The organism is Streptomyces sp. NPDC004539 (assembly GCF_040610055.1).
Lineage (GTDB): Bacteria > Actinomycetota > Actinomycetes > Streptomycetales > Streptomycetaceae > Streptomyces.
Genome location: NZ_JBEXLS010000017.1, coordinates 57,505 through 80,812, shown reverse-complemented (window position 1 = coordinate 80,812; position 23,308 = coordinate 57,505). Strand labels below are relative to the sequence as shown.

The 23,308-nt window shown below is 72.9% G+C and carries 20 protein-coding genes; 8 read left to right on the top strand and 12 right to left on the bottom strand.

Annotated elements, in window-relative coordinates; translation table 11 throughout:
* Nucleotides 1-92: 92 nt before the first annotated feature.
* Nucleotides 93-2,288 (top strand): ABC transporter permease, encoded by a 2,196-nt coding sequence (locus tag ABZX85_RS30720; protein ID WP_355875548.1) that lies wholly within the window; start codon nt 93-95, stop codon nt 2,286-2,288.
* A gap of 43 nt (nt 2,289-2,331) precedes the next feature.
* Here the strand turns inward: ABZX85_RS30720 and ABZX85_RS30715 are convergent, their stop codons facing one another.
* Complete coding sequence (locus tag ABZX85_RS30715; protein WP_355875545.1) at nt 2,332-2,808, bottom strand: Lrp/AsnC family transcriptional regulator; 477 nt, start codon at nt 2,806-2,808, stop codon at nt 2,332-2,334.
* A 102-nt stretch (nt 2,809-2,910) separates the two neighbouring features.
* Here ABZX85_RS30715 and ABZX85_RS30710 point away from each other — a divergent pair, with 102 nt between their 5' ends.
* The 3 genes from ABZX85_RS30710 (at nt 2,911) to ABZX85_RS30700 (ending at nt 9,345) form a co-directional block, all read left to right on the top strand.
* On the top strand, nt 2,911-3,987 hold the full coding sequence (locus ABZX85_RS30710; protein WP_355875542.1) for a pyridoxal-phosphate dependent enzyme: 1,077 nt from the start codon (nt 2,911-2,913) through the stop codon (nt 3,985-3,987).
* 80 nt (nt 3,988-4,067) lie between these two features.
* Nucleotides 4,068-7,085, top strand: coding sequence for a S8 family peptidase (locus ABZX85_RS30705; protein ID WP_355875539.1), 3,018 nt, complete (start codon nt 4,068-4,070; stop codon nt 7,083-7,085).
* Nucleotides 7,086-7,299: 214 nt separating this feature from the next.
* The gene (locus ABZX85_RS30700; protein WP_355875537.1) at nt 7,300-9,345 is read left to right on the top strand and encodes a regulator; all 2,046 of its coding nucleotides are present in this window, start codon (nt 7,300-7,302) and stop codon (nt 9,343-9,345) included.
* A 16-nt stretch (nt 9,346-9,361) separates the two neighbouring features.
* Here ABZX85_RS30700 and ABZX85_RS30695 read toward each other — a convergent pair whose 3' ends face one another.
* The 5 genes from ABZX85_RS30695 to ABZX85_RS30675 all read right to left on the bottom strand — a co-directional run bounded on the left by ABZX85_RS30695 (nt 9,362) and on the right by ABZX85_RS30675 (nt 14,202).
* Nucleotides 9,362-11,014, bottom strand: coding sequence for a DUF6286 domain-containing Asp23/Gls24 family envelope stress response protein (locus ABZX85_RS30695; RefSeq protein WP_355875534.1), 1,653 nt, complete (start codon nt 11,012-11,014; stop codon nt 9,362-9,364).
* The gene (locus ABZX85_RS30690; RefSeq protein WP_355875532.1) at nt 11,011-11,196 is read right to left on the bottom strand and encodes a hypothetical protein; all 186 of its coding nucleotides are present in this window, start codon (nt 11,194-11,196) and stop codon (nt 11,011-11,013) included. Before ABZX85_RS30690 ends, ABZX85_RS30695 begins: the two co-directional genes overlap by 4 nt.
* A gap of 33 nt (nt 11,197-11,229) precedes the next feature.
* Nucleotides 11,230-11,730, bottom strand: coding sequence for an Asp23/Gls24 family envelope stress response protein (locus tag ABZX85_RS30685; protein ID WP_355875529.1), 501 nt, complete (start codon nt 11,728-11,730; stop codon nt 11,230-11,232).
* Nucleotides 11,731-11,870: 140 nt separating this feature from the next.
* Nucleotides 11,871-12,527, bottom strand: a complete 657-nt coding sequence (locus ABZX85_RS30680) for a fasciclin domain-containing protein (protein WP_355875526.1) — start codon at nt 12,525-12,527, stop codon at nt 11,871-11,873.
* A gap of 76 nt (nt 12,528-12,603) precedes the next feature.
* Nucleotides 12,604-14,202 (bottom strand): sulfite oxidase, encoded by a 1,599-nt coding sequence (locus ABZX85_RS30675; RefSeq protein WP_355875523.1) that lies wholly within the window; start codon nt 14,200-14,202, stop codon nt 12,604-12,606.
* A 211-nt stretch (nt 14,203-14,413) separates the two neighbouring features.
* Between ABZX85_RS30675 and ABZX85_RS30670 the strand changes: the two genes are divergently transcribed.
* From ABZX85_RS30670 to ABZX85_RS30660, 3 genes are read left to right on the top strand one after another with little or no spacing between them, the layout of a single operon-like run.
* On the top strand, nt 14,414-15,007 hold the full coding sequence (locus ABZX85_RS30670) for a sigma-70 family RNA polymerase sigma factor (RefSeq protein WP_355875520.1): 594 nt from the start codon (nt 14,414-14,416) through the stop codon (nt 15,005-15,007).
* Complete coding sequence (locus ABZX85_RS30665; protein WP_355875517.1) at nt 15,004-15,615, top strand: Asp23/Gls24 family envelope stress response protein; 612 nt, start codon at nt 15,004-15,006, stop codon at nt 15,613-15,615. The genes ABZX85_RS30670 and ABZX85_RS30665 overlap by 4 nt, the downstream gene beginning before the upstream one ends.
* Nucleotides 15,612-15,950: a hypothetical protein gene (locus tag ABZX85_RS30660; protein ID WP_355875514.1), complete on the top strand. Its 339-nt coding sequence runs from the start codon at nt 15,612-15,614 to the stop codon at nt 15,948-15,950. Before ABZX85_RS30665 ends, ABZX85_RS30660 begins: the two co-directional genes overlap by 4 nt.
* Nucleotides 15,951-15,965: 15 nt before the next feature.
* Here the strand turns inward: ABZX85_RS30660 and ABZX85_RS30655 are convergent, their stop codons facing one another.
* From ABZX85_RS30655 to ABZX85_RS30645, 3 genes are all read right to left on the bottom strand, one after another.
* Nucleotides 15,966-16,493, bottom strand: coding sequence for a helix-turn-helix domain-containing protein (locus ABZX85_RS30655; RefSeq protein ID WP_355875511.1), 528 nt, complete (start codon nt 16,491-16,493; stop codon nt 15,966-15,968).
* 81 nt (nt 16,494-16,574) lie between these two features.
* Complete coding sequence (locus ABZX85_RS30650; protein WP_355875508.1) at nt 16,575-17,324, bottom strand: anti-sigma factor; 750 nt, start codon at nt 17,322-17,324, stop codon at nt 16,575-16,577.
* The gene (locus tag ABZX85_RS30645) at nt 17,321-17,905 is read right to left on the bottom strand and encodes a sigma-70 family RNA polymerase sigma factor (protein ID WP_355875506.1); all 585 of its coding nucleotides are present in this window, start codon (nt 17,903-17,905) and stop codon (nt 17,321-17,323) included. Before ABZX85_RS30645 ends, ABZX85_RS30650 begins: the two co-directional genes overlap by 4 nt.
* Nucleotides 17,906-18,083: 178 nt before the next feature.
* Here ABZX85_RS30645 and ABZX85_RS30640 point away from each other — a divergent pair, with 178 nt between their 5' ends.
* Nucleotides 18,084-19,586, top strand: a complete 1,503-nt coding sequence (locus ABZX85_RS30640) for an aldehyde dehydrogenase family protein (protein ID WP_355875503.1) — start codon at nt 18,084-18,086, stop codon at nt 19,584-19,586.
* Between the two features lie 83 nt (nt 19,587-19,669).
* Here the strand turns inward: ABZX85_RS30640 and ABZX85_RS30635 are convergent, their stop codons facing one another.
* The 3 genes from ABZX85_RS30635 to ABZX85_RS30625 all read right to left on the bottom strand — a co-directional run bounded on the left by ABZX85_RS30635 (nt 19,670) and on the right by ABZX85_RS30625 (nt 23,269).
* Nucleotides 19,670-20,089, bottom strand: coding sequence for a glycosyl hydrolase (locus ABZX85_RS30635; protein ID WP_355875500.1), 420 nt, complete (start codon nt 20,087-20,089; stop codon nt 19,670-19,672).
* A 115-nt stretch (nt 20,090-20,204) separates the two neighbouring features.
* The gene (locus tag ABZX85_RS30630; protein ID WP_355875497.1) at nt 20,205-22,469 is read right to left on the bottom strand and encodes a tetratricopeptide repeat protein; all 2,265 of its coding nucleotides are present in this window, start codon (nt 22,467-22,469) and stop codon (nt 20,205-20,207) included.
* Between the two features lie 59 nt (nt 22,470-22,528).
* Nucleotides 22,529-23,269: a GDSL-type esterase/lipase family protein gene (locus tag ABZX85_RS30625; protein ID WP_355875494.1), complete on the bottom strand. Its 741-nt coding sequence runs from the start codon at nt 23,267-23,269 to the stop codon at nt 22,529-22,531.
* Nucleotides 23,270-23,308: the final 39 nt, after the last annotated feature.

Here is a 23,308-nt window from a genome sequence, read left to right as displayed (position 1 = left end):
TGTGCATACTGCAATCCAGTCGTACGATGCCATCGATGTGCACTATGCGCATCGCCCGACCTTGTGGCCCCCACGCCCATCAGGAGCACGTCATGGAAGCACCGCCCCCCGTCGCCGAGCTGACCGGGCGCGAGCCGGACCAGACCGAAGCGGACCGGAAGCGAGAGATCGTCAAACGCGTCTTTCTCTTCCTCATCCCCTTCCTCATGGTCACGATGATGTACGCGACCTACATGGGCACCATGCACTCACCGAAGACCCGGGACATGCCGGTCGCCGTGGTCGGCTCGGGGCCCGTGGCCGTGTCCGTCGTCGACGATCTGAAGTCCGTGCGGGACGGCGCGGCGGCTCCCCGGCTGGTCACCGACCGCGGGGAGGCACTGGACCTGCTCAAGGACCGTGACGTCGCCGGTGTCCTGCTGATTCCCGCGGACGGCTCCACGGAGGCGACCGTCTACACCGCGCAGGCCGCCGGGGCCTCGCAGGCCGGAACGGTCAAGCAGATCCTGGCCCCGGTGGCGGCGGGCCACGACTGGACGACCAAGAACCAGGACATCGCGCCGCTGCCCGCCGGAGACAGCGCGGGCATAGCCGTACTGCTCGCCGCGATCGGCATGATCATGGTCGGGTACGTCCCCCTGAGCGGCATGATGACGGCGGCGCCCCACCTGCTCGCCCTGCGCAGGTTCCTGCCACTGCTGGCCGGCTGGGCAGTACTGACCAGCAGCGTGACATGGCTGATTCTGGGGCCGATGGTCGGAGCGGTCGACGGCCACTACCCGGCGTTCGTGGGTATCGGCCTGCTGGCGACCGGAGCCGTGGGGATCGGCCAGCTGCTGCTGGCCAGAGTCCTGGGCGGGCTGGCGCTGCTGCCCGGCATGCTGCTGTGGGTCGTGTTCGGCGTACCTTCCTCGAACCTCGCCACACCGATCCACTCGATGCCCGGCTTCTTCGGTTTCCTGCACGACGTGCTGCCGTTGCCGGCCGCGGGTGAGGCCCTCCGGTCGGTCGTCTACTTCGGCGGCCGAGGAGTGGGCGGCCACCTGCTCACACTCGCCCTCTGGATGGCCGCCGCCCTCGCGCTGGCCTTCCTGCTGGAGCACCGCAAGGGGACCGCGCTCGCGAGCGATCCGCAGCCCGGCGACCCCGACGCCCCGCGCCCCGCGATGTCCGGCGGCCCGGTCCGCTCCAAGCGGCTCCGGTACTTCGCCGTTGCGGCCTTCCCGCTGGCCATCCTCACCGTCGTCGTCGGCATGATGAGCGCGGCCCTGCACCAGCCCGAGATCCGCTACATGCCCGTCGTGGTCGTCGGAACCACTCAGGAGCAGAGCGAGCAAGCGGCCGAGGGCCTCCAGCAGGGCCTGGGTGACCTCGTCTCCCTGACCCCGAGCACCTCGTTCGACAAGGCGACCGACCAGATCCGCGAGCGTGAGATCGTCGGCGCGTACGTCCTGCCCGCCACCAAGGGGGGCGCGGCCCAGCTCTACACCTCGTCCGCGGCCGGAGCCGGCCAGCACAACGCGCTGCGCGGGATGTTCCAGCAGGTCGCCGAGAGCCAGGGCACTCCGCTGGAGACGACGGACATCGAACCGCTGAACGCCTCCGACTCCAACGGCAGCAACAGCATGTACGCGGCCATGTCGTGGATCATGTCCGGTTTCCTGCTCATGGCGGCACTGCGCGGCGGCGCGCCCGAGATCAGGCGGTTGCGTCAGCTCCTGCCGATGATGGCGGGCTGGGCGGTGGGCATGGCCGTGTGGCTGTGGGTGCTGTTCGACGTCCTGATCGGCGCGATCAACGGCCACGGGTGGGCGATGGTCGGTTTCGGGGCACTCACGATCTTCAGCACCTCGCTGTTCACCGCGGTCTTCACCCGCACCCTCGGCGTCGCCGGCGTCATTCCCGTCCTGGTGATCGCCCTGATGATCGGGCTCCCCGCCTCCGGCGGAGCCATCTCCCTCTACATGGTCCCCGAGGTCTTCCGCGACCTGAACGACGTCCTGCCCCTGCCCGCCGCGGTCGACGCGGTCCGCGCCGCCGTCTACTTCGACGGCGCCGGCCTCGGCGGCCACGTGGCGACGATCGTCGGCTGGGCCGTCGTGTGCCTGGGGCTCAACATCGCCATCGACCGGTGGCAGGCCCGCCGCGACCGCGAGTCCGACCCGGACGACGGTGACGTGAGCGCCCCCGTGACCGGCCAGGTGACCTCCCTGACCCTGGTTGGCGCCGACGACCCCGCCGAACCTTCCCGCCGTGGCCGGAGGCGGATCGTGCGCTCACGTTCTTGACCGGTGTGCGCCGACAGCGGCCGGGAAGCGTACGCGGAACTCGTCATGAACCGTCCGCCGCCAGTCGGTTCAAGAGGGGAGACATTCGGTGGGGGACGACCTCGGTCGTCGCGATCGAGGTGTTGCTGCGCTGCACGCCGGGCGCCGACTGCACGCTCTGCGTGATGCGGTGCAGATCGGCGGTGTCGCGCGCGACCACCCGGAGCATGAGATCCGCGTCTCCCGTCGTGGTGTGCACCTCGATGACCTCGGGAGTTGCGCTGATCGCCGCGTAGACCGAGTCGATCTGCTGCTGCGCCACGGACAGAGTCATGAAGGCGAGCAGGGGCCGGCCGATCGCGCCGGGGGAGAGTGAGGCGCTGGGTGTGCCCAGCGCCCCACTGTCGCGGAGCCGCTTCAAGCGCGCGTGCACCGTGTTCCGCGACACCCCCAGCCGGGAGGCGATCTCGATCAGTGGCGCTTCGGGCGAGTCGTCCCGGGCGAGCAGTATCCGGGCGTCGAGCGCATCAAGGCTGTGCATACGACAGACGGTACCCTGCGGATCGGACCCTCGGCCTTGCATCTGCACAGTGAAATATGGCCTGGTTGTGCATGTGTTCTCGCTTTTCTAGCCTCTGTGGGCATGAGCGCAGAATCTCACTTCATCGACTTGCCGCGTATCGATCTCCGGGGGTTCACCTCGCCCGTGCAATTCCTGCCTCGGCTGAGCGACGAACTCGGCGTGGAGGTCTGGTCCAAGCGTGACGACCTGGGCTCGGTGGGCCTCGCGGGGAACAAGGTGCGCAAGCTTGAGACCGAACTCGCGCAGGCACGCGCGCTGGGAGCCACGCACCTCGTGACCGAGGGCTCCCGCCATTCCAACGCCACCCGGGCGGCTGCCGCCGCGGCAGCCGCGATCGGAATGAAATGCACCCTTGTGCTCTGCCACGACGAGCCGAAAGAGCCCGTCGGCAATCTCTTTCTCGACGCCCTTTTCGGCGCCGATCTCCGTCTCGTCGGTGACACATCCTGGGGAGAACTCACCCGACTGACCGGAGATGTCGTCCGCGAACTGGAGGCCGCCGGCGAGCGGGTCCACCGACTGCCCATCGGCTCGGCGACCGGTCGTGGCGCGGCGAGTTTCGCCCGTGCCTATGCCGAAGCCGAACAGCAGATGCAGGCACAGGGCGCGACAATCCGCACGATCGTGCACGCCAGCTCGGCCGGAAGTACACATGCGGGACTTGTGCTCGGCCGAGCGCTCTGCCGGAAGCCGACGCGCATCGTCGGCGTGATCGTCGCCGGTGAGGTGTACGACGACGTACCGGGGAACTACCTCCGACTCGCGAGGGAGGCGGCCGATCTCATCGCGCCCACCGTTCACGTCGCCGCCTCCGACATCGAGCTGACCGAGGACTACTTGGGGGAGGGCTACGGACAGCCCGCCGCCGGCGTCATGGAGGCCATCGACCTCATGGCGAGGCTCGAAGGAATCGTGGTCGACCCGGTGTACACGGCGAAAGCGGTCGCGGGAATCATCGATATGGCGCGCAAGGGAGAAATCGAAGGGCCCGTACTTTTCTGGCACACCGGCGGATACCACTCGATCTTCGACCCGAGCCGTACCGCAGCGGTGTGGTCCGGCCTGGCTCGGCTGCGCGGCATCCGGCTGACTTCCCCCGTCGAGCCACTACCGACGGAGAATCCGCTGCCCTGTTGAGAGCAAATGCCCCTACTTTCATGCCAGTACGGAAGGCATGTTGGGCAGGTGACTTTCCCCCCACGAACAAGGCCGGTCTCATGACGGTCTCCCCCCTCTCATATCTCCTGGCCGCATCTCTCACGCTCGTCGGCGCGGTGACACCCGCCCACGCCGGCCTCCCCGGGAAACCTCGCTTCACGGGCGAGCACACCTACCTGGTGAAGCTCGCCGAACCGCCGGTCGCCACCTACCAGGGCGGTCTGAAGGATCTGGCACGCACCGCGCCCTCCCCCGGAGCCCGGCTCAAGACGGACACGAGCGCCGTCCGGGCGTACCTGCGGCACCTGGACACCCGCCGCGACCGAGTGCTCGCCGAGGTCTCCGGCGTCAAGAAGCTCTACGAGTACAACTACGCGTTCAACGGATTCGCCGCGACACTGACCGCGCGCCAGGCGGCAGAACTGTCCGCTGTTCCCGGAGTGGTCGCGCTGACCCGGGACAAGGCCACCCCCCTGCCACCCGACCGGCCCCGGCCCGTCGCGCACGACGCCGAGATTGGCACGGCCGAGGGAGCCCCACCTCCCGACGTCCCGCGCTTCCTCGGCCTGAACGGTGAGAAAGGACTCTGGTCACGAGTCGGCGGTCCGGACCACGCGGGTGAGGGCATCATCGTCGGTGTCGTGGACACCGGTGCCGACCCGACGAATCCGATGCTCGCCCCGCTGCCCGAACCCCGCCCCGACGCTGAGGCCATCGCCAAGAAGTGGCACGGCAGCTGCGACGCGGGCGAGGACCCCGCTCACAGGTTCACCTGCAACAACAAGCTCATCGGCGCCCAGTGGTTCCGCAACGGCGATCGAGGGTTCAGCCAGGGGGACGTCCCTTCCCCCTGGGACACGAACAGCCACGGCACCCACACCGCCACCACCGCCGCCGGGGACCACGGCACCCCGGTGGACCTCCCCGGCTCAGGGGTACGCGGCGAGGTGAGCGGCATGGCGCCGGCCGCCCGGGTCGCCGTGTACAAGGCATGCTGGAACGCCGACGGCTGCTGGTACTCGGACACCACCGCGGCGATCGACAAGGCCGTGGCGGACGGCGTCGACGTCATCAACTACTCCATCGGCGGATCGCTCACCAGCCCGACGTCCATGGAGGCGATGTTCAACGCCGCCAAGGCGGGGGTGTTCATCTCGGCGGCGGCCGGCAACGACGGACCCGACACGGTGGACCAGACCGCGCCGTGGATCACCACCGTCGCCGCCGAGAACCACGACACCGACTACACCTCGACGCTGGTACTGGGCGACGGCCGCCGCTTCACCAACGTCAGAACGCAGTCCGCGGTGCGCGCGGCTGCGCTGGTCGACGCGACCGACGCGCGCGCACCGGACGCGGACGTCGCGCGGGCGGCACTGTGCGCGCCGGGCACCCTCGACCCCGCCAGGACGAAGGGGCGGATCGTCATCTGCGACCGGGGCGGGGTGGCCATCTGGGACAAGGGCCGGGAGATCGCGGACCGGGGCGGCGTGGGCATGGCGGTGGCGAACACGCCGACCAGTGCGCAGGACTTCCTGCCGAACGACTACGTCGTGCCCACCGTCCACCTGTCGCAGGAGGACGGGAAGAACATCAGGGAGTACGCCGCCACTCCAGAGGCCACAGGCGAGTTCGTCCCCGGCATCACCCGGGTCCGCGCTCCGCAGATCACCTCGTTCTCCTCCGGCGGCCCCGACCGCTACAGCGGAGGCGACCTGCTCAAGCCCGACATCGCCGCCCCGGGACGCCTCGTCCTGGCGGGCGTCGTGCCTGACGACGAGTCAGGAGAGCCGGAGCGATTCGGATTCCTTGAGGGAACCTCGATGGCGGCCCCGCACATCGCCGGCCTCGCGGCCCTGCTGAAACAACTGCACCCCGACTGGTCGCCCATGGAGGTCAAGTCCGCGCTGATGACCACGGCGACCACCGTCGACAACGAGGACAAGCCCATGGGCCGGGAGAACGCGCAGTCCGCGACCCCGCTCGACCACGGAGCCGGCTCCCCCCGGGCGGCCCTCGCCGCCGACCCCGGTCTGGTGTACGACTCCACGTCCGCCGACTGGAACGCGTACCTCTGCGGGCTGAGGATACGGCCGACCGCCGAGGGCGGCGGCGACCCCTGCGCGTCCATCCGCCCCATCGACCCCAGCGACCTCAACCATCCGTCCATCGCGGTCGGTGACCTGGCCGCCCGGCAGACGGTGACGCGCACCGTCACCAATGTCGGCGAGGCCACGGCCACCTACCGGGCCACGCTCCGGACACCTCCCGGCTACCAGGCCGAGATCACCCCGAAGGTCCTGACCGTCGGGCCGGGCGAGTCGGCGACGTACCGCGTCACCTTCACCCGCACCGACGCCGCCTACGGAGCCTTCTCCTACGGCTCCCTGACCTGGAACGACGCCTACGGTCGGCATCAGGTCACGAGCCCGGTCGCCCTGCGTGCCGCGCGCGTTGCCGCACCGCTCGACATCGCCCTCGAAGGAGCACGGTCCACCGCTGTGACCGTACGGGCGGACTGGGCGGGGCAACTGACCGCGCGGGCCGAGCTGTACGAATCCGAGAAGATCACCGGCACGCTCACCGGCGAGGAGCCGTCGCAGATCGCGGAGGCCCCGCAACCCGGCGACGCCGTCGCGAAGATCCCGGTCCACGTCCCGGAGGGCGCCCCCTTCACCCGCGCCGGGGTGTACGCGGCGGACCACGTGCCGGGCAGCAAGATGTCTCTCTACGCCTTCGACGAGAACGGCGCCAGGGTCTTCCCCGGTCCGCAGACCGGCCCGGACGACCATGTCGACCTGCCGCCCGGAGACTACGACGTCTACGTCGTACAGGAGCACATGCCGGAAGGCATCGACACCCAGCAGTACACGTTGCGGCTGTGGAGGGTCGGCCAGACGTCCCCGGCCGTCGTGCCCGTCGTCACCCCCGCCACCTGCCCGGTCACCCCCGCCGCGGTCTGCGGACTGACGGTGGCGTGGCCGTCCGCGACCCGGGGCGAGCGGTACGTCGGCATGGTCGAGTACGGCGACGGGACCCGAGCCATGGCGCTGACGAAGCTGTACGTCACTCCGTGACAGCCGTCGGCGCCATGTGGCGACCGCTGGTGAACCCTGCACGGTCCACCAGCGGTCGCCGAGCCCGTGCCCGCGTGCCGCCCCGTGGTGCGCGCCGGAGCCGACCGCTCACAGGACGCCCCCGCGCCGGCGCAGGATAAGCGACACCCCCACCGGACGGAGGGAACTTCCCTCTTCCTCGAGAGACCGTCAGACGGTGCAGGAGAATGCGGTCATGGCGACGACGGTCCCGCAGGAGGAGAACTCGTTCATCGGCCGCTCGCAAGAGCTCGGCCTCATCGCGGCGGCCGTGACGGGGTCGCGCCTGGTCACGCTCACCGGAGTGGGGGGCGTGGGCAAGACCCGCCTCGCCCAGCGCGCGGTCACCCACGGACACGTGACCGTCGAGGAGGGTGTCGCCTGGGCCGATCTGTCCCCCCTGCGCAACGGAGAACTGCTCGCCGCCACCGTCGCGGACGCGCTCGACCTGTCCGACCACACCCCGCGCACACCCGTCGACGCGATCTGCGCGTGGACGGGAGACCGCGAGACGCTGCTGGTCCTGGACTCCTGTGAGCATCTGCTCGGCGAATGCCGTGACCTGGTCGGTGATCTGCTGACCGCCTGCCCCCGCCTGCGGATCGTGGCCACCAGCCGCCAACCGCTGGGCGTGCGGGGCGAGGCGGTCGTCGAGATCGAACCGCCCGCCTCCCTCGACGACGCGCTCGCCCTGTTCGCCGACCGGGCGACCGCGGCCGACAGCCCGCTGAAGGACGACTCCGACAGCCGCCTGGCCGCCGACCTGTGCGAACGGCTGGAGCGCCTGCCGCTGGCCCTGGAACTCGCCGCCGCCCAGCTGAGGATCATGCCGCTGGAAGAACTCTGCGTCTCCGCGCCCTCGGCGGTGGACCTCCCCCTCTCCCCGCAGCGCCGGGCGCCCGCCCGGCACAGCACGCTGCGGACCACGATCGGCTGGAGCCACGAACTGTGCACGCCGACGGAGAGACTGCTGTGGGCCAGGCTGTCCGTCCTGCCCGGCCCCTTCGACGAGACCACCGCCTGGCAGATCGCCGGCACGGCACCGCTGACCCCGCGCAGGGTCGGCCGGGTCCTCACCGCCCTGTGCGACAAGTCGGTGGTCGTCCGACGCGACGGCGTCTACCGGATGCTGGACGCGGTCCGGGAGTACGGCCGGATGTGGCTCGCCGAACTCGGCGAGGAGGAGACGACCGCGGACCGCCACGCCGAGCACGTACTGAGCCAGACCCGGCAGGCACACCACGAGTGGTTCGGTCCCGCCCAGGCCGACTGGTACCGGCGCGTCGACTTCCTCCACGCCGACATCAGACTGGCTGCCGACCGGTTCCTCGTCTCCGACCCGGCCGCCGCGCTGGAGATGATCGGGTACGTCACCTTCTTCTGGGTCTGCTCCGGCTATCTGTACGAGGCCAGGCAGTACCTGGAGCGGGCGATGCCGCTCCTTCCGGACGACGGCCGCGACGACGGGGCCCGGGTGCAGGGGCTGTGGAGCCTCGGGATCGCTCTCACGCTCCAGGGCGAGCACGACGCCGCCCGCCGGAGCGCCGCCGCGTGCCGGGGAGCGGCGGCGGACTCCGAGGACACCGAGGGCGGGGCGAGAGCCGCGTACCTGGAAGGGCTTCTGCATCTCCTGGGCGGTCGCCCGCTGGCCGCGGCCAGCGTCGTCGAGCGGTTCGAGCCCGCGGCCGGTCCCCGCCACCCGGAGGACCTGACCGCCGCGAGCGCCCTGTGCCGCCTCGTACGCGTCTTCGCCCTCACCGGCTCGGGCCGGCTGGAGGAAGCCCGCCGGGAGGCGCTCGCGTTACGGGACGTCTGCACAGCGCTGGACGAGTACTGGACACGGTCCTACCTCGACCACCAGCTCGCCCTCATCGCCGTGATGGAGCGCCGGGAGCGGGACGCCGTCCGCCACGCCCGTGCGGCGCTCGCCGCCAAACGGCACATCGGGGACGCCTTCGGCATCGCCATGGTGATGGACGTCCTGGCGATCTCCCTGACGGACGCGGGGGAGGCGCACTCCGCCGCCTACGCCTTCGGGGCGGCCCGGCGCTTCTGGGACACGGTCGGCCATCCGCAGCGCGGGACACCGGAGATGACACCGCTGCGCGACCAGTGCGAGGAACGGCTCGTGCGCCTCCTCGGCAGGAAGGAGTACGTCAGGGTCCTCGACCGGGCGGCGGTCGGCGAGAGACGCACACTCCTGTCCTGGGGAGCCGACGGAGGCGGGCCGCCGGAGGACTGACGCCCCCGGCAACGCCTCAGCGGACATGGGGGGTTCGGTGCGAGGCGGCGCTCAGCCGGACCCGGGTGTGGGCCGTGCGGGGTGCCAGGACCTCCCCGGCCTCCGTCGCCAGGGCCGTGAGGCTGGGCAGGACGGACGCGGGCGGGGTGTCCGAGGCCAGCCAGACCCGCAGGCCCACCTCCAGCCGGTCACCGGACCGGGGCACCACCCGGGCACGGCAGCGGGTCACGCCGGGCAGCGCGGCCACCCGGGCGGCCAGGGCCTCGGCCAGTGCCTGGGGGCGGACGGTTCCGCCCGGCGCGCCCACGGAGAGCCTGCGCGCGGAGCCCGAGCGCAGTTGCGCCAGAGCCCACCAGGCGCACAGCACCGCCAGGGAGGCCAGGACGGCGATCGCCGTGGGCGTCCACCAGGTCTGCGCGCGCAACTGGGCCAGTCCTTCCCGGTCCAGCAGGACGGAATCCGGGGGCGGCGCCGGCCACCAGGACGGCAGCCGGGAGGCGACGGCCCGCTCCGTCGCGGCGAGCCAGAGACCGACGAGCAGCAGGGCGAGGCCGATGCCACCGAGGACCGTCCGGTTCACCGAGGGACGGAGCCGGGGCAGCGCCGTGCGCCTCTTGCCGCGCGGCCGGACCTGCGCACGAGAGCTGGTTGTCGGGGCGGTCCCATCGTCGGACGGCGTCATCGCAGCCGCAGCCGCAGCCGCAGCCGCAACCGCATCCGCAGAGCCCGCAGGACGCCCGCCCCCGCCCCCGCCGTCCGGGCCCGCGACCGGCCGCCACAGCGGTTCGGGAGTCATGACGACGCGCAGTCGAGGAGTGCGGCGCAGTCGGCAGGCGGTCAGACAGTCACGAGCGACGGCCGTCGCCGCGACATGCGCAGCCGCCCGGTCGCCGAACGCGAGAGACGCCCGGACCGTGACCCGGCGCCCCCGCACCCGTACCCGCACCGCCGTGACCCCGTCCACGCCCGCCACCGCGTCACGGACCAGGCCGGACACCGCCGACCGGTCGACGGCCGCGTCGATGCCGGGCCCCGGAGCACGCACCGTGTGCCGGCGACGCCGGCCGGGAGTGAGGGCGAGCACGAGCAGCCACAGGCCCGCCAGCGCCCCCAGCCCGCCCGCGGCGACGACGAGGTGATCGCCGGGCCCGTGCTCCGACAGCCAGCGCACGGCCCCGGTACGCCAGGCGCCCGCCGTACGGCCCGAAAGGTGCACCCGGATCATGTCGAGGGCGAGCGCACCGCACCCGGCGGCGGTGACCGAGGCGACCAGCGCGACCGGCAGCCGCCGCCGCGACCAGCTGCGTCGGGGCGTACGCGGCGCGGGCACCGGCGGGTCCGCGCGGTCCGCCGACGGGAGCGGGCCGGAGCGCGGCCGGGTGAACGAGGTGACGGCGACGCGTGCCGTCGCCACCTCCAGCCCCGTCAGGTGCCGGGTGCGCTCCGTCACCTGTTCCTGGACGTCCCGCACGGTGTCGCCCAGCATCACCGGATACGGCAGCGCCACCCTGAGGGACACCTCGGCCCGTCGGCCCCGTACGGTGGCCGCCGCTCCGCTCGCGCGGTCCTGGTGCGCGCCGGGCAGGGCCTCGACGGCCGCCTGCTCGGCGATCCTGCGCACCGCCCGTTCCGAGACGGTGGTGGTGCCCCGCCGGGCCGGGGCGGTCACCGACGGCTCCGCTCGAACGCGTCCCGCACGTCCTGGAGGCTGCCGCCGCCCTCGGCCCAGCGGCCCAGCGCCCAGCCCAGGCCGCCGAGCGCGGCTACGAGCAGGAAGGCGCCGAACCCGCCGAAGAAGCCGGCGAACGCCAGGGCCATGCCCGCGATCATCCCCGTGCAGGGGGTGCTCATACCGATACGCCTCTCACCTGGTTCCGGACGCCGTCAGGCCACGCGGGTCTCGGCCGTGGTCTCGGGCTCGTCGTCGGGCAGCCGTACGTCGTTGACCGTGACGTTGACCTCGACGACCTCCAGCCCGGTGATGCGTTCCACCGCCGAGATCACGTTCTCGCGGACGTCGCGGGCCACGTCCATGACGGGCACGCCGTACTCGACGACCAGGTCCAGGTCGATGGCTGTCTGCCGCTCGCCCACCTCGACCTTCACGCCCCGGCCCACGTTGGGCCGGCCGCCGGGGACGCGGTCGCGCACGGCCCCGATGGTGCGGGAGAGGCCGCCGCCCATGTCGTACACACCGGGGATCTCCCGGGCCGCGATGCCCGCCACCTTCACGACGACCACGTCGGCGATCGATGTGCGGCCCCGGTCGGCGGCCGGCTGGTCCGCTCCCGACGTGCCTCCGGACACGGCCGTTGTGCTGGGGGCCGGTCCGCCCGTGCGCGGCGTGGAAACGGCCTTGGCGGTGGGTGCGGTCTGCGTGGTCATCTCGCGTGCCTCTCTGTCGCTGTCTGAGTCGCTGTCACTTCCTTGGACCCGCACCGGTCGTTCCTGTGACGCGGCTCTCCGTGAAATCTTCGAGAACCCGCCGGACACCGCTGTGCGGTGTCCGGCGGGGGCGGGGTGGGTCAGCTGGTGGGCATGAGGACGCTGTCGATGATGTAGACGTTCGCGTTGGCGGTCCTGACGTCGCCGCAGACCACCTTGGCGGAGCCGTTGACGGTGTAGGACTCGCCGGAGCCCGAGGTGGTGAGCTTCCCCTTCTCCAGGGTTTCGAAGGAGCCGTTCTCCAGGTCCTTCGGCGTGAGCTTCTGGCCGACGACGTGGTAGGTGAGGATCTTCGTCAGCTGGGCCTTGTCGTTGAGGACCTTGTCCAGGGTGGCCTTCGGGATCTTGGCGAAGGCGTCGTTCGTGGGAGCGAACACGGTGATGTCCTGGGCGTTGTTGAGGGTGTCGACCAGTCCGGCCTTCTTCACCGCCGCCACGAGGGTGGACAGGGCCGGGTTGTTGGAGGCGGCCGTGGCGACCGGGTCCTGGGCCATGCCGTCGAAGGAACCGGCTCCGCTCGCGGGGACGGCGGAACAGGCGGGACCGAACGGCTTGTCCATGGCGGTGCCGGTGGAGCCGGTCATGCCGTCGTCGGTCGCGGAGGCCGAGGCCGCCGCCTTGGGCGTGGAGTCCGACGCGGCGGAGTCACCGCTGTTGTCGGAGCACGCGCTCAGGGCGAGCGGCAGGACGGCCGCGGTGGCCAGGGTGACGGCGGTACGGCGGATTCGGGTGTTCACGAGGGTTCTCCTGTGGGATTCGGGGCAGCGGTCGCTGCCCTCTCGGGGAAAAAGGGGGAGAGATGGTCTTGGGGGATCAGTCGACGGTCACGACCACGGAGTGCCGTCCGTCGGCGCCGTCGGGGATCGTGCGGGTGCGCCGGTCGGTCTGCACCGCGCCGGTGCGGTCGGTGGCGCGCACGGTGAGGGTGTGGCCGCCCGGGGTCGCCTGCCAGGGGAAGGACCACTGGCGCCAGGTGTCGACGGTGTCCTCGGCGGCGAGCCGGGCCTCTTGCCAGGGACCGTCGTCGACGCGGATCTCGACCTTGTCGATGCCGCGGTGCTGGGCCCACGCCACCCCGGCGACCATGACGGTGCCGGCCTTCGGGCGGGCGAACGGCTTGGGGGTGTCGATGCGCGACTGCGTCTTGACGGGCGCCCTGCGGGCCCAGCCGCGCTTGACCCAGTAGGGGTCGTAGGCGTCGAAGGTGGTGAGCTCGATGTCCTTGATCCATTTGCAGGCGGAGACGAAGCCGTAGAGGCCGGGCACCACCATGCGCACCGGGAAGCCGTGGTCGAAGGGGAGCGGCTCGCCGTTCATGCCGAGGGCCAGCAGCGCGTCACGGCCGTCCATGAGGTCCTCGACCGGGCTGCCGATGGTCATGCCGTCCACCGAGCGCGCCACCAGCTGGTCCGCCGGTCCGCCGGCCGACGGGGGCCTGACCCCGCATTCGGCCAGCAGATCGGCCAGGCGTACGCCGATCCAGCGCGCGTTGCCGACGTACGGCCCGCCGACCTCGTTGGAGACGCAGGTCAGGGTGATGTCGCGTTCGACCAGCTCGCGGCGCAGGAGGTCGTCGTAGGTGAGGGTCAGCGGCCGGGTGACGCCCTTGCCGTGGATGCGCAGCCGCCAGGTGGTGGCGTCGACCTTCGGAACCACCAGGGCGGTGTCCACGCGGTAGAAGGCGCTGTTGGGCGTGGTGAAGGCGGAGACCCCGGCGATCCGCAGCTGTGCGCCCTTCGGTACGGGCGCGGCGGGCGAGGCGGGTGCGGGGAGCACCACCTCGCGGCGGGAGGCGACCGCGCCGCGCCCCTGGGACGCGCCAAGTGACCGGCCCAGGGCGACGGCGCCGGCCGACGCGGCAGCCGCCGCCGTCGCCGTGATCACGAACCCTCGCCGGTCCCAGGAGGGCGCCGTGGACGGGGCACCGTCCTCGGCGGGGGTGGGCCCGCGCGGCGTGAGGCGGCCCGCGAGGGTGTACAGGAGCGCGGCTCCGGCGACCGCGCCCGCCGCCGAGGGCAGGGCGTCGACCACACCGGCCGTGTCGGGCCGGCTCGTCGCCGCGGCCACACCGGCCACGCCGAACAGCAGGACACCGCCGGCCGCGGCCCGGCGGAAACGCGAGGCGGCCATCCCCAACAGCAGGGCGAAGACGGTCAGTACGGCGAGAATCCCGAGCTGGAGCACGAGTTTGTCGTGGGTGCCGAAATGCCGGATCGCCCAGTCCTTCACGGCGGCCGGCGTACGGTCGATCACCGCGCCACCGACCGCCACGACGGGTCCCGCCTGAGGCCGGACCACCCCGGCCACCAGCTCCGACACCGCCAGCGCGGCGCCTCCCGCCAGCACGCCGGCGAGGGCTCCCAGCGCCACCGGGGCGGATCGGGTGCGGTGTTTCTCGTCGTTGTCGCTCACGTGGGGAATCCGGTTCCGAGAGCCGGGCGGATTGGTCGTTCCCACGATCGGACGAACATTTCCCTCCGGCCAATCCGCACACCCCCACGGCTACGGATCAGACGGAAAGAGCTGTTCTCCGGCGCACGCCGCCGGGGATCGCCGCCACCGCGTCACAACACCGGCCCGGCGGTGTCCAACGCTCAGGAGACCGGACGAGAGGAGCCGCCCAGTGGCGGGGGCCCGCACACCGAGCGCACCACCGGACAGCAGGGACGACGCGGACAGCACGGAGGACGATCTGCTGACCGTCCGTGCCGCAGAGGGGGACGAGGACGCCTTCGCGCTGCTCGTGCAGCGTCACGCGCCGTCGCTGACCCGGCTGGCCATGAGCCTGCTCGGCACCCCGAGCGAGGCGGAGGACGCCGTGCAGGAAGCCTTCATCAGCGCCTGGCGGAGGCTGCCGGAGTTCCAGCGGCTCTCCTCCTTCCACACCTGGATGTACCGGATCGTCACCAACCGCTGCATGAACGTCCTGCGGGCCCGCCGACCGGTGGCCCCGCTGGAGGCGGCCGGTGACCCGCCCGCGGCCGAGCACAGCACGTCCCCGGCCCGGATCGCCGAGGCCCGCGACGCCGTCCGGGAACTGCGGGCGGCCCTCGACCTGCTCTCGCCCGAACAGCGCGCATGCTGGGTGCTGCGGGAACTGGACGGCCACTCCTACGAATTCGTCGCGGACTCGGTCGGCATCAGCCAGGAGGCCGTCCGCGCCCGGGTCTTCCGCGCACGCCGATGTCTGACACAAGCAATGGGGGCCTGGCGATGAACGCCCACTCCGACGCTCCGAACAGCGCCTTCGACCCCGACGACGAACCCCTGCCCTGCGGGCGGTCGCTGTCGCGGGCGTGGGACGCCTGGGAGCACCCGTCCGACGACACCCACCCGAGGTCCTGCCCGCACTGCCGCGAGGCCGTCCGCGAACTCGACCGCCTGGAGTCGGCGGTGCGCGTCCTGCGCCAGGAGACCCGGGACGCCGTCCACGACACGGAGCCGCTGAGTCGGCGGATCATGGACGTGGTCCGCCTCGAACTGCGCCCCGGCCGCCCCCTGCCGCTCGGCGAGCCCGCCGAGGACCTGTGGATCATGGAAGCGGTCGCGGCCCGCGCGGTACGCGCGGCGGCCGAGACCGTGCCCGGAGTGCGGGCCGGCTCCTGCCGGCTGCTGTCCGCCGGCGACGACGGCTCCGTCGGGGTCCGGCTGGACATCCACGCCCCGGCGGGACCCGCCCTCCCGGACGTCGCGGAGCGGGTGCGCGAGCGGGTGTGGGAGGCCGCGGACCGGGAACTGGGCATGGTCATAGCGGTCGTGGACATCCGGGTCACCGACCTCGTGCCCGCCCCGGCCGACGACGAGCAGGAAGGCCGTACGTCATGACCGCCTCCCACACGCGCACCGCGCACGCCACCCTCGTCGCGGAGATCGCCACGGCGGCGGAAGGCGTCGCCGGGGTGGCCTTCCTGAGACCGGGGCTCGCGGACCGGCTGCGCGCCCCGGCGGCGTGGCCGGCGCACCGGCCCGCCGGAGTCCGGGTGACCCTGCCGGCCGACGGGGGCGCCTGGCACGTCGAGATCCAGGTCGTCGTGGACGGGCGGGCACGGGCGCTGGACGTGGCCCGTGCCGTGCGCGCCGATGTCCAGCGCCATGTGGCGGTCCTGGCGCCGGAGCGGCCCGTGCCGCGGGTCACGGTGACGGTCACGGGCCGCGTCTGAGCGCTCCGTCCGGCGTCAGAGGTGCGCCGGGGGCGCGGTGGCCAGCAGATGCCCCACCGCGATCCACACCCCCACCGCGACGGTGACGAGCCGGAATCTGCGCAGCCTGCCCGGAGAGACCGGGTCCGGCCGGGGCCCGACCGGCAGCCCGCCCGTCACCGTCGCCCGCCCCGGCAGCACCCTGCGGGCCACCTGCCCGGGGCGCCCGGCGACGGGCAGCGTGCGGACGACGAGCGTCGGCACCGGACGCCGTGCCCGCCGCACCCTGGAGGCGACGGCGGGAGACGGCACCAGACCGTGGGCCAGCCCGTTGAGGAACGCGGCGTACGCGGCCCGGCGCGCACCCGTCGGCGAGGTGCGGCCCGACTCCCACGACCGCACCGTCGCCGCCGTCACCCCGAACGCCTGGGCGAGCTGCCCCTCGGTGAGACACCACGCCCGCCGCAGCCGGACCCGCTCCTCGGGGTCCGGTAGCGGCGTGCTCCCGTCACGGCGGCTGGGGCGGGACGGCATGGGGTGCGAGGCCAGAAGATCGATCGTCATGACCGTAGGACAATCCACGGCCGTTCATGTGACGAGATACGGCGGACTGCACCCGTATGCCGTAGTGGCCCGCCGCATCGGTCATCCCGGGAAGTCCATCAGGGCGACGGGCGCGGAGGTGGGCCGCTCGGAGCCGCCGGCGGGCTCGACCGTGATGCCCATCCCCGACGCCCCGTCGACGGCGCCCTTCAGCAGCAGGACCTGCCGGCCGCCGCTGTCCATCAGCCCGGCGGAACGCATGGCGCCGTGGTCGTCGAACCAGAGCTGGTACACCTTCCCGCGCGGCGCGGCGGCCATCCCGGAGACCGCGAACACCGCCCGGTCCCGGCCGCGGGACACCGTGACGGTCCCGGTGGCGCCGTCGGCCAGTGCGGCGGCCCGGGTCCGGGCGTCGGGCGCCGCCAGCACGGCCGCGATCTCGGAGGCGGCCCGGGTGGCGCGGTCCGCCCGGTCGCGGGCGTCCTGGGCCTGCTGGTGCTGCCAGACGGCCGTCCCGCCCAGCGCCGTGACGGCGGCGAGGCAGGCGGCCAGCGTCCACCGCGACAGCGTCCCCGCCCGCAGGCCGAACCGCGCGGGAAGCGCCGTACCCGGTGTGCGCGACGTCTGCTGGCGGACGGTGGTGATCCTGTCCAGCACCTGCGTGCGCATCTCGGGGGCCGGTCGCACCGCCACCGCGAGCCCCAGCCGGGCGGCGGTCTCGCGCAGTTCGACCGTCTCCTGGGCGCACGCCTCGCACCCGTCGAGATGCCTCTCGAACGCGGCGCTCTCCTCGTCCGACAGGGCGTTGAGGGCGTAGGCGCCCGTCAGCCGGTGCAGATCGGTGGTCGTCACGCGGTCACCCCCAGGCAGTCACGCAGCCGGATCAGTCCGTCCCGCAGCCGGGTCTTCACCGTCCCCAGCGGAAGCGACAGCGCCTCCGCCACCTCGCGGTAGGTCAGCCCCCGGTAGTACGCCAGGTCGACGGCCTGGTGCTGGAGCTCGGTCAGCGTGCGCAGGCAGCGCCGCACCTGCTCCCGCTCCAGCCGCGCCTCGACATGCTCGACCACCTCGTCGTACTCGCGCACCCGGTCCAGGAGGGCCGCCCTGTGCTCCCGTGCCACCGCGGCCTCCACCGACCTCACCCGGTCCACCGCGCGCCGGTGCGCGAGTGTGAGAATCCAGTTGATCGCCGTCCCGCGGTCGGGCCGGTAGCGCGGAGCGGTCCGCCACACCTCCACCAGCACCTCCTGCGCCACCTCCTCCGACTGCGCCCGGTCCCGCACCACGGCCCGCACGACCCCCAGGACCCCGCCCGCGACGGCGTCGTACACGCCGGCGAACGCCTCCTCGTCGCCCAGGGCCACCCGGCCGACCAGATCTTGCAGATCAGGCCCGGCTGATGGATTTCTGCCGATATGAACTGCTTCCTTCACTGAGAGCCTCCGCTATCGGGACATGTGCGTGCGTAATCCGTTCCTTCCGGGACAGCGGATTGGTTGCAGCGGCGACAAAAGTGGTGGCATCGCGAAAGCGTGAGCAGCGCGGCGGTCGATTAGCATCTGCGGCGACAGGGAGCACCCCCTGCCCGCCGACGCAGGGAGACCCGACCAGGTGAACGATCCCGGCCCCGAGACGGCGGCGGCGCACCGACCGGACACGCCGATGACGGTGCGTCACCACATCGGGGGCGAGTGGACCGCGTCACTGGGCGGCGGCACGTTCCCGGACCACGACCCGTGGACGGGAGCCGTCATGGCGACGGCCGCCGCGGGCGACGCCGAGGACGCCCGCCGGGCCGTGGACGCCGCCCGGGCGGCCTTCGCCGGGTGGGCCGAGGCGCCCCCGGCCGAGCGCCAGCGTGTCCTGCTCCGCGCCGGTGACGTCCTCGACCGCCGCCGCGAGGAGGTCATCGCCCTGCTGACCAGGGAGACGGGGTGCGGACGGCACTACGCGACGGTCCAGGTGGACTTCGGCGTCTCACTGCTGCGGCAGGCGGCCGGACTCCCCTACACGGCCGTCGGACAGGTCCTGCCCTCCGACGTCCCCGGCACCCGCGCCCTCGCCGTACGGCAGCCGGTCGGCGTCGTCGCGGCCATCGCCCCCTGGAACGCCTCCCTGGTCCTGTCCGGCCGCAGCGTCGTCGGCCCGCTCGCCCTGGGGAACACGGTGGTCCTCAAACCCTCCGAGGAGTCCCCCGTCACCGGCGGCACCCTGTGGGCGGAGATCTTCACCGAGGCCGGGCTCCCCCCGGGCGTCCTCAACGTCGTCACCCACGCGCCCGGGGACGCCGGCGCCGTGGCCGACGCGCTCATCTCCCACCCCGCCGTGCGCCGCGTCAACTTCACCGGCTCCACACCCACCGGCCGCCGCCTCGCCGAGAGCGCGGGCCGCCACCTCAAACGCGCCGTCCTCCAGCTCAGCGGCCACAACCCGCTCCTCGTCCTCGCCGACGCCGACCTGTCCTACGCGGTCGACGCCGCGGTCTACGGCGCGTTCGTGCACCAGGGGCAGGTCTGCATGTGCGCCCGCCGCATCTACGTCGAGCGGCCCGTCGCGCAGGAGTTCACCCGCCGCTTCACCGAGAAGGCGTCGGCGCTGCCCGTCGGGGACCCGAACGATCCGCGCACCGTGGTCGGACCGGTGATCAACCAGTGGGCGCTGTCCCTGCTGGAGCGCCGGGTGGAGGAGGCCGTATCGCTGGGCGCCCGCCTGCTGACCGGGGGAGCGGCCGAGCCGCCGTGCTATCCGCCGACCGTCCTGACCGACGTCCCCGACCACGCCGAACTCGCCTTCGAGGAGACCTTCGGCCCGGTCGTCGTCCTGGAGACGGTCGAGGACGCCGACGAGGCGGTCGCGCGCGCGAACGCGTCACGCTTCGGACTCACCGCAGGAGTGCTCACGAGCGACCTGCACCGAGGACTGGACATCGCGCGCCGCCTCGAAGCGGGCATGGTCCATGTCAACGACCAGCCGGTCAACGACGAACCCACCATGCCCTTCGGCGGCGCCAAGGACAGCGGCTGGGGACGGTTCGGCACGGGCTTCGCGGCCGACGAGTTCACGGAACTCCGCTGGATCACTCTGCGGGGCGAGCCGCGGGACTTCCCCTTCTGAGCCTTCTGAGCCTTCTGAGCCCGAGATACCGGGCAGCGGGGAGCGCCCGTGCCGACCGTGGCGGCCGGCACGGGCGACGGAACTCAGTACCAGCCCGTGCAGGTGATCGCCGTGTTGTAGCCCGAGTCGCCGCAGGCCCGCATCAGCTGGCCGTTGCGGTCGCGCCACGCCTCGGTGTAGACGCTGGTGCCCGAGGCGATCTCACGCCAGCCGAGCTGCGGCTCCCAGGTACGGCCGCCGTCGCTGCTGCGGTCGACCCAGACGTGCATGCCGGGGGAGCCGTTGGTGACCCGGCCCCAGGCGCAGGTGTTGGTGCCGGAGCCGTTGTACCGCAGCTCGAAGAGCTGGCCCCGGGCGCCGGTGGCCGACCTGGCGGTCCCCGTCACCACACCGGTGCTGCATCCGTCCGCCGCGCTGGCGGTGGTCGCCCCCGACATGGCCAGCAGTCCCGTGGTCATCGTCAGCGCCGAGACCGTGGCCGCGACCCTCGTGTTGAAGCGCATCGTCCTGTGTTCCCCTCGTCGGAGCCCGAAGGCTCCTTTGGTCGGTTCCGGCCCGCCGGACACCCGCCGGGCCTTCGCGAACCAGCCTGTCGGAGGGGGCGTACGGGCGAACAGGTCACCGGCCGTCCACCTGTGACCGGTCGTCACCGAGCCCGCCGAGCCGCCCCTCCACCTCGTCCGCCTCCTCGGCACGGCCCTGGCTCCGGTACAGGTCACGCGCCTCCCGCCACACCGCGCGCGCCTCCTCGTACCGGCCCAGCGCCGCGTGCGGGTGGCCGAGCCGGTCGAGCGTCTCGGCCGTCTCGTAGGCGTTGTCGAGATCGCGGTACAGCGCGAGGGCCCGGCCGTAGTGCCGGACGGCGTCGTCGTGGCGTCCGGCGCGGTGGTCGATGTAGCCGAGGCTGTCCAGGGTCTGCGCCTGCCCGTTGACGTCCCCGTGGCGCAGGTAGAGGGCGAGGGCGGCCCGGCAGTGCTCGCGGGCGGTGTCGTCGTGGTCGCCGAGGAGCGCGGCGTACCAGCCCACGGCGTTCATCGCGTTGGCCTCGGCGATCGGCTGGTCGAGACCCCGGTAGAGGTCCAGCGCGCGCCGGGCGTGCTCCAGGGCCCGGCGGCCGTCCGGCTGGATCGACGCGAGCGTGTAGTGCGCCTGGGCCTGGAGGGCGCGGTCGCCCTGCCGCTCGCTCAGCACGAGCGCCTGGTTCAGGGACTCGACCGCCTCCTCGTGATGCCCGAGGACGACATATGCGCGGCCCAGCAGCCGGTGGGTGATGATCTGGGCGCCGGGGTCGGGCAGCCGGCCCGCCGAGTCCACCGCGATCCGCCACACGGCGAGCTGGTCGTGCCGGTGGCCCCGCCGGTAGTGGAAGTCGTTGAGCGCCCAGGCCAGTCGCCACGCCGTGCCGTACGAGCCGTGCGCCGCGGCGGCCTGCTGGGCGGCGAGCAGGGTGCGGTGCTCGGCGTCGAACCAGTCCATCGCGGCCGGGATGTCCGGCAGCGGGTGCGGATCGCAGCCGGGGACCGGCGGGGCGAGTTCGACGGGTTCGCGGTGTGCGTCGAGGAGGAGGGCGGCGGCGTACGCGGTGTGCGTGTAGAAGTCGAGGACCCGCCGCAGCGCCGCCGCGCGTACCGCGTCGTCCAGGGTGTGCGCGGTGACGGCGTGCCGGCGGATCAGGTCGTGCATCCGGTGCCGGCCGGCGGCGTCCCGGCCGATCAGCGACGACTGCTCCAGCCGGCGCAGCACCGACCTGGTCCGGCTCGGGCCGAGACCGGTGAGGCTCGCGGCGGCAGGCAGGGAGATGTCGGGGCCGGGCGCGAGCGCGAGCAGCCCGAACACCTCGGCCTCCTCGGCGCTCAGCGCGCGATGGGACGAGGAGAGCACGGCGGGCAGACTCGCGGCCGGGTCGGCGTCGTCCAGGACGTCGAGGACGTCCTCGCGCAGCTCCCCGGCGAGGGCGGCCAGCGGCAGGTGCGGGTGGGTGAGGGCGCGGCCCGCGACGATGCTCAGCGCCAGCGGGAACCCGCCGCACAGCCGGACCAGTTCACGCACCGCCCCGGCCTCGGCGGCCACTCGCGCCGCGCCGAGCCGCGCGACGAGGAGTTCACGCGCCTCGGCGTCCGTGAGCGTGTCCACGGACACGACCCGCGCGCCGTGCCCGGTGACCAGACCCGGCAGCCGGTTCCGGCTGGTCACCGCCACCACGCAGGTGTCGCCGCCCGGCAGCAGCGGCACGACCTGCGCGGTGTCGACGGCGTTGTCGAGCACCAGCAGCATCCGCCTGCCCGCCACCAGACTGCGGAACAACGCCGCCTGCGCGTGCACGGCGACCGGCACCCGGTCGGGCTCCACCCCGAGCGCGTCGAGGAAACCGCGTACGGCCACCGCCGGGTCCATCGGCTCGCCGTCCGGGCTGAACCCCCGCAGATCCACGAAGAGCTGCCCGTCCGGGAACCGGCCCGCGTTGCGGTGCGCCCAGTGCAGCGCCAGCCACGACTTGCCGGCCCCGCCGGCCCCGGCGATCGTCGACACGACCACGGTCGCTGCCCCCTCCGACACGGCACCCGACACCGCGTCCAGCAGGGCGAGTTCGTCCTCGCGGCCGACGAACGGCGCGGGCGCCGCGGGCAGTTGGCGCGGAACCGGCGCCACCGGGGCCGCCTCCTCGCCGGTCGCCGCCGCCAGCAGCTCGTCCCGCTCCTGAGGCCGCAGCTCCAGCGCCGCCGCCAGCTGACGCACCGACGCGAGCTGCGGATTGCGGCGCCTGCCGGTCTCCATCCCGCGGATCGTGCTCACCGAGACACCCGAACGCTCGGCCAGCGCCTCCTGAGTCAGCCCCGCCCCCAACCGCAACCGCCGGATCGTGACGGCCAGATGATCTCCCACGGCCCCTTCCTACCAGCGCGGACAGCGGCGGCGCGATCCTTTCGACGCACGTGGAAAAGCTAGGGCGTGCGAACCCCGGTGAGGACCCGCGGATCGACCTCCCGGGCCAGCGCGTCGTGCCCCCGGTCGCCCGGGTGGAGGTGGTCGCCGGAGTCGTACGCGGGCCGCAGCCGGGCGGGGTCGGCGGGGTCCGCGAGTACGGCGTCGAAGTCGAGGACACCGTCGAAGAGGCGGCTGGTGCGGATGAAGTCGTTGACGGCCCGCCGGCAGCGTTCCCCCTCCGGCGAGTGGCGGACGAAGCCTCCGTACGGCGGGATCGTGGCGACGACGAGCCGGACGCCCCGGGCGTGGACCGTGAACGCGACGGAGGCCAGGCCGCGTTCGAGGACCCGGGGGTCGTAGACGTGCGGGGGCCACTGGATGTCGTTGATCAGGTCGGTCAGCACGACGGTGCGGACGCCGGGCACGTCGAGCGCGTCGCGTCTCAGACGGTTCAGCGCGCTGGGGCGGCCCTCGCCGTTGTCGGTCAGCAGCAGGGTGGCGCCGATGCTGTGGTTGACGAGCCTCGCGGGGGAACCGGCCCGCCGGAGCCGGCGGGACACCTGGGCGGGCCATTCGGCGCCGGGCGTCGCGCGGTAGCCGGCCGCGACCGAGGCGCCGAGGACGACGACCGTGCCCGGCCCGGGCTCAGGTGTCTCGCCGGGCTGGTCGGCGTACGCGGTGGCGTACGCGGTGGCGAGGGCGGCGGCCAGAGCGGCGGCGAGAAGGAGGACGAGGACCAGGGGGCGCTTCGGAGGCATGCGCTTCTCCGGGGCGGGAAGGGGGCTCACACCCCCCAC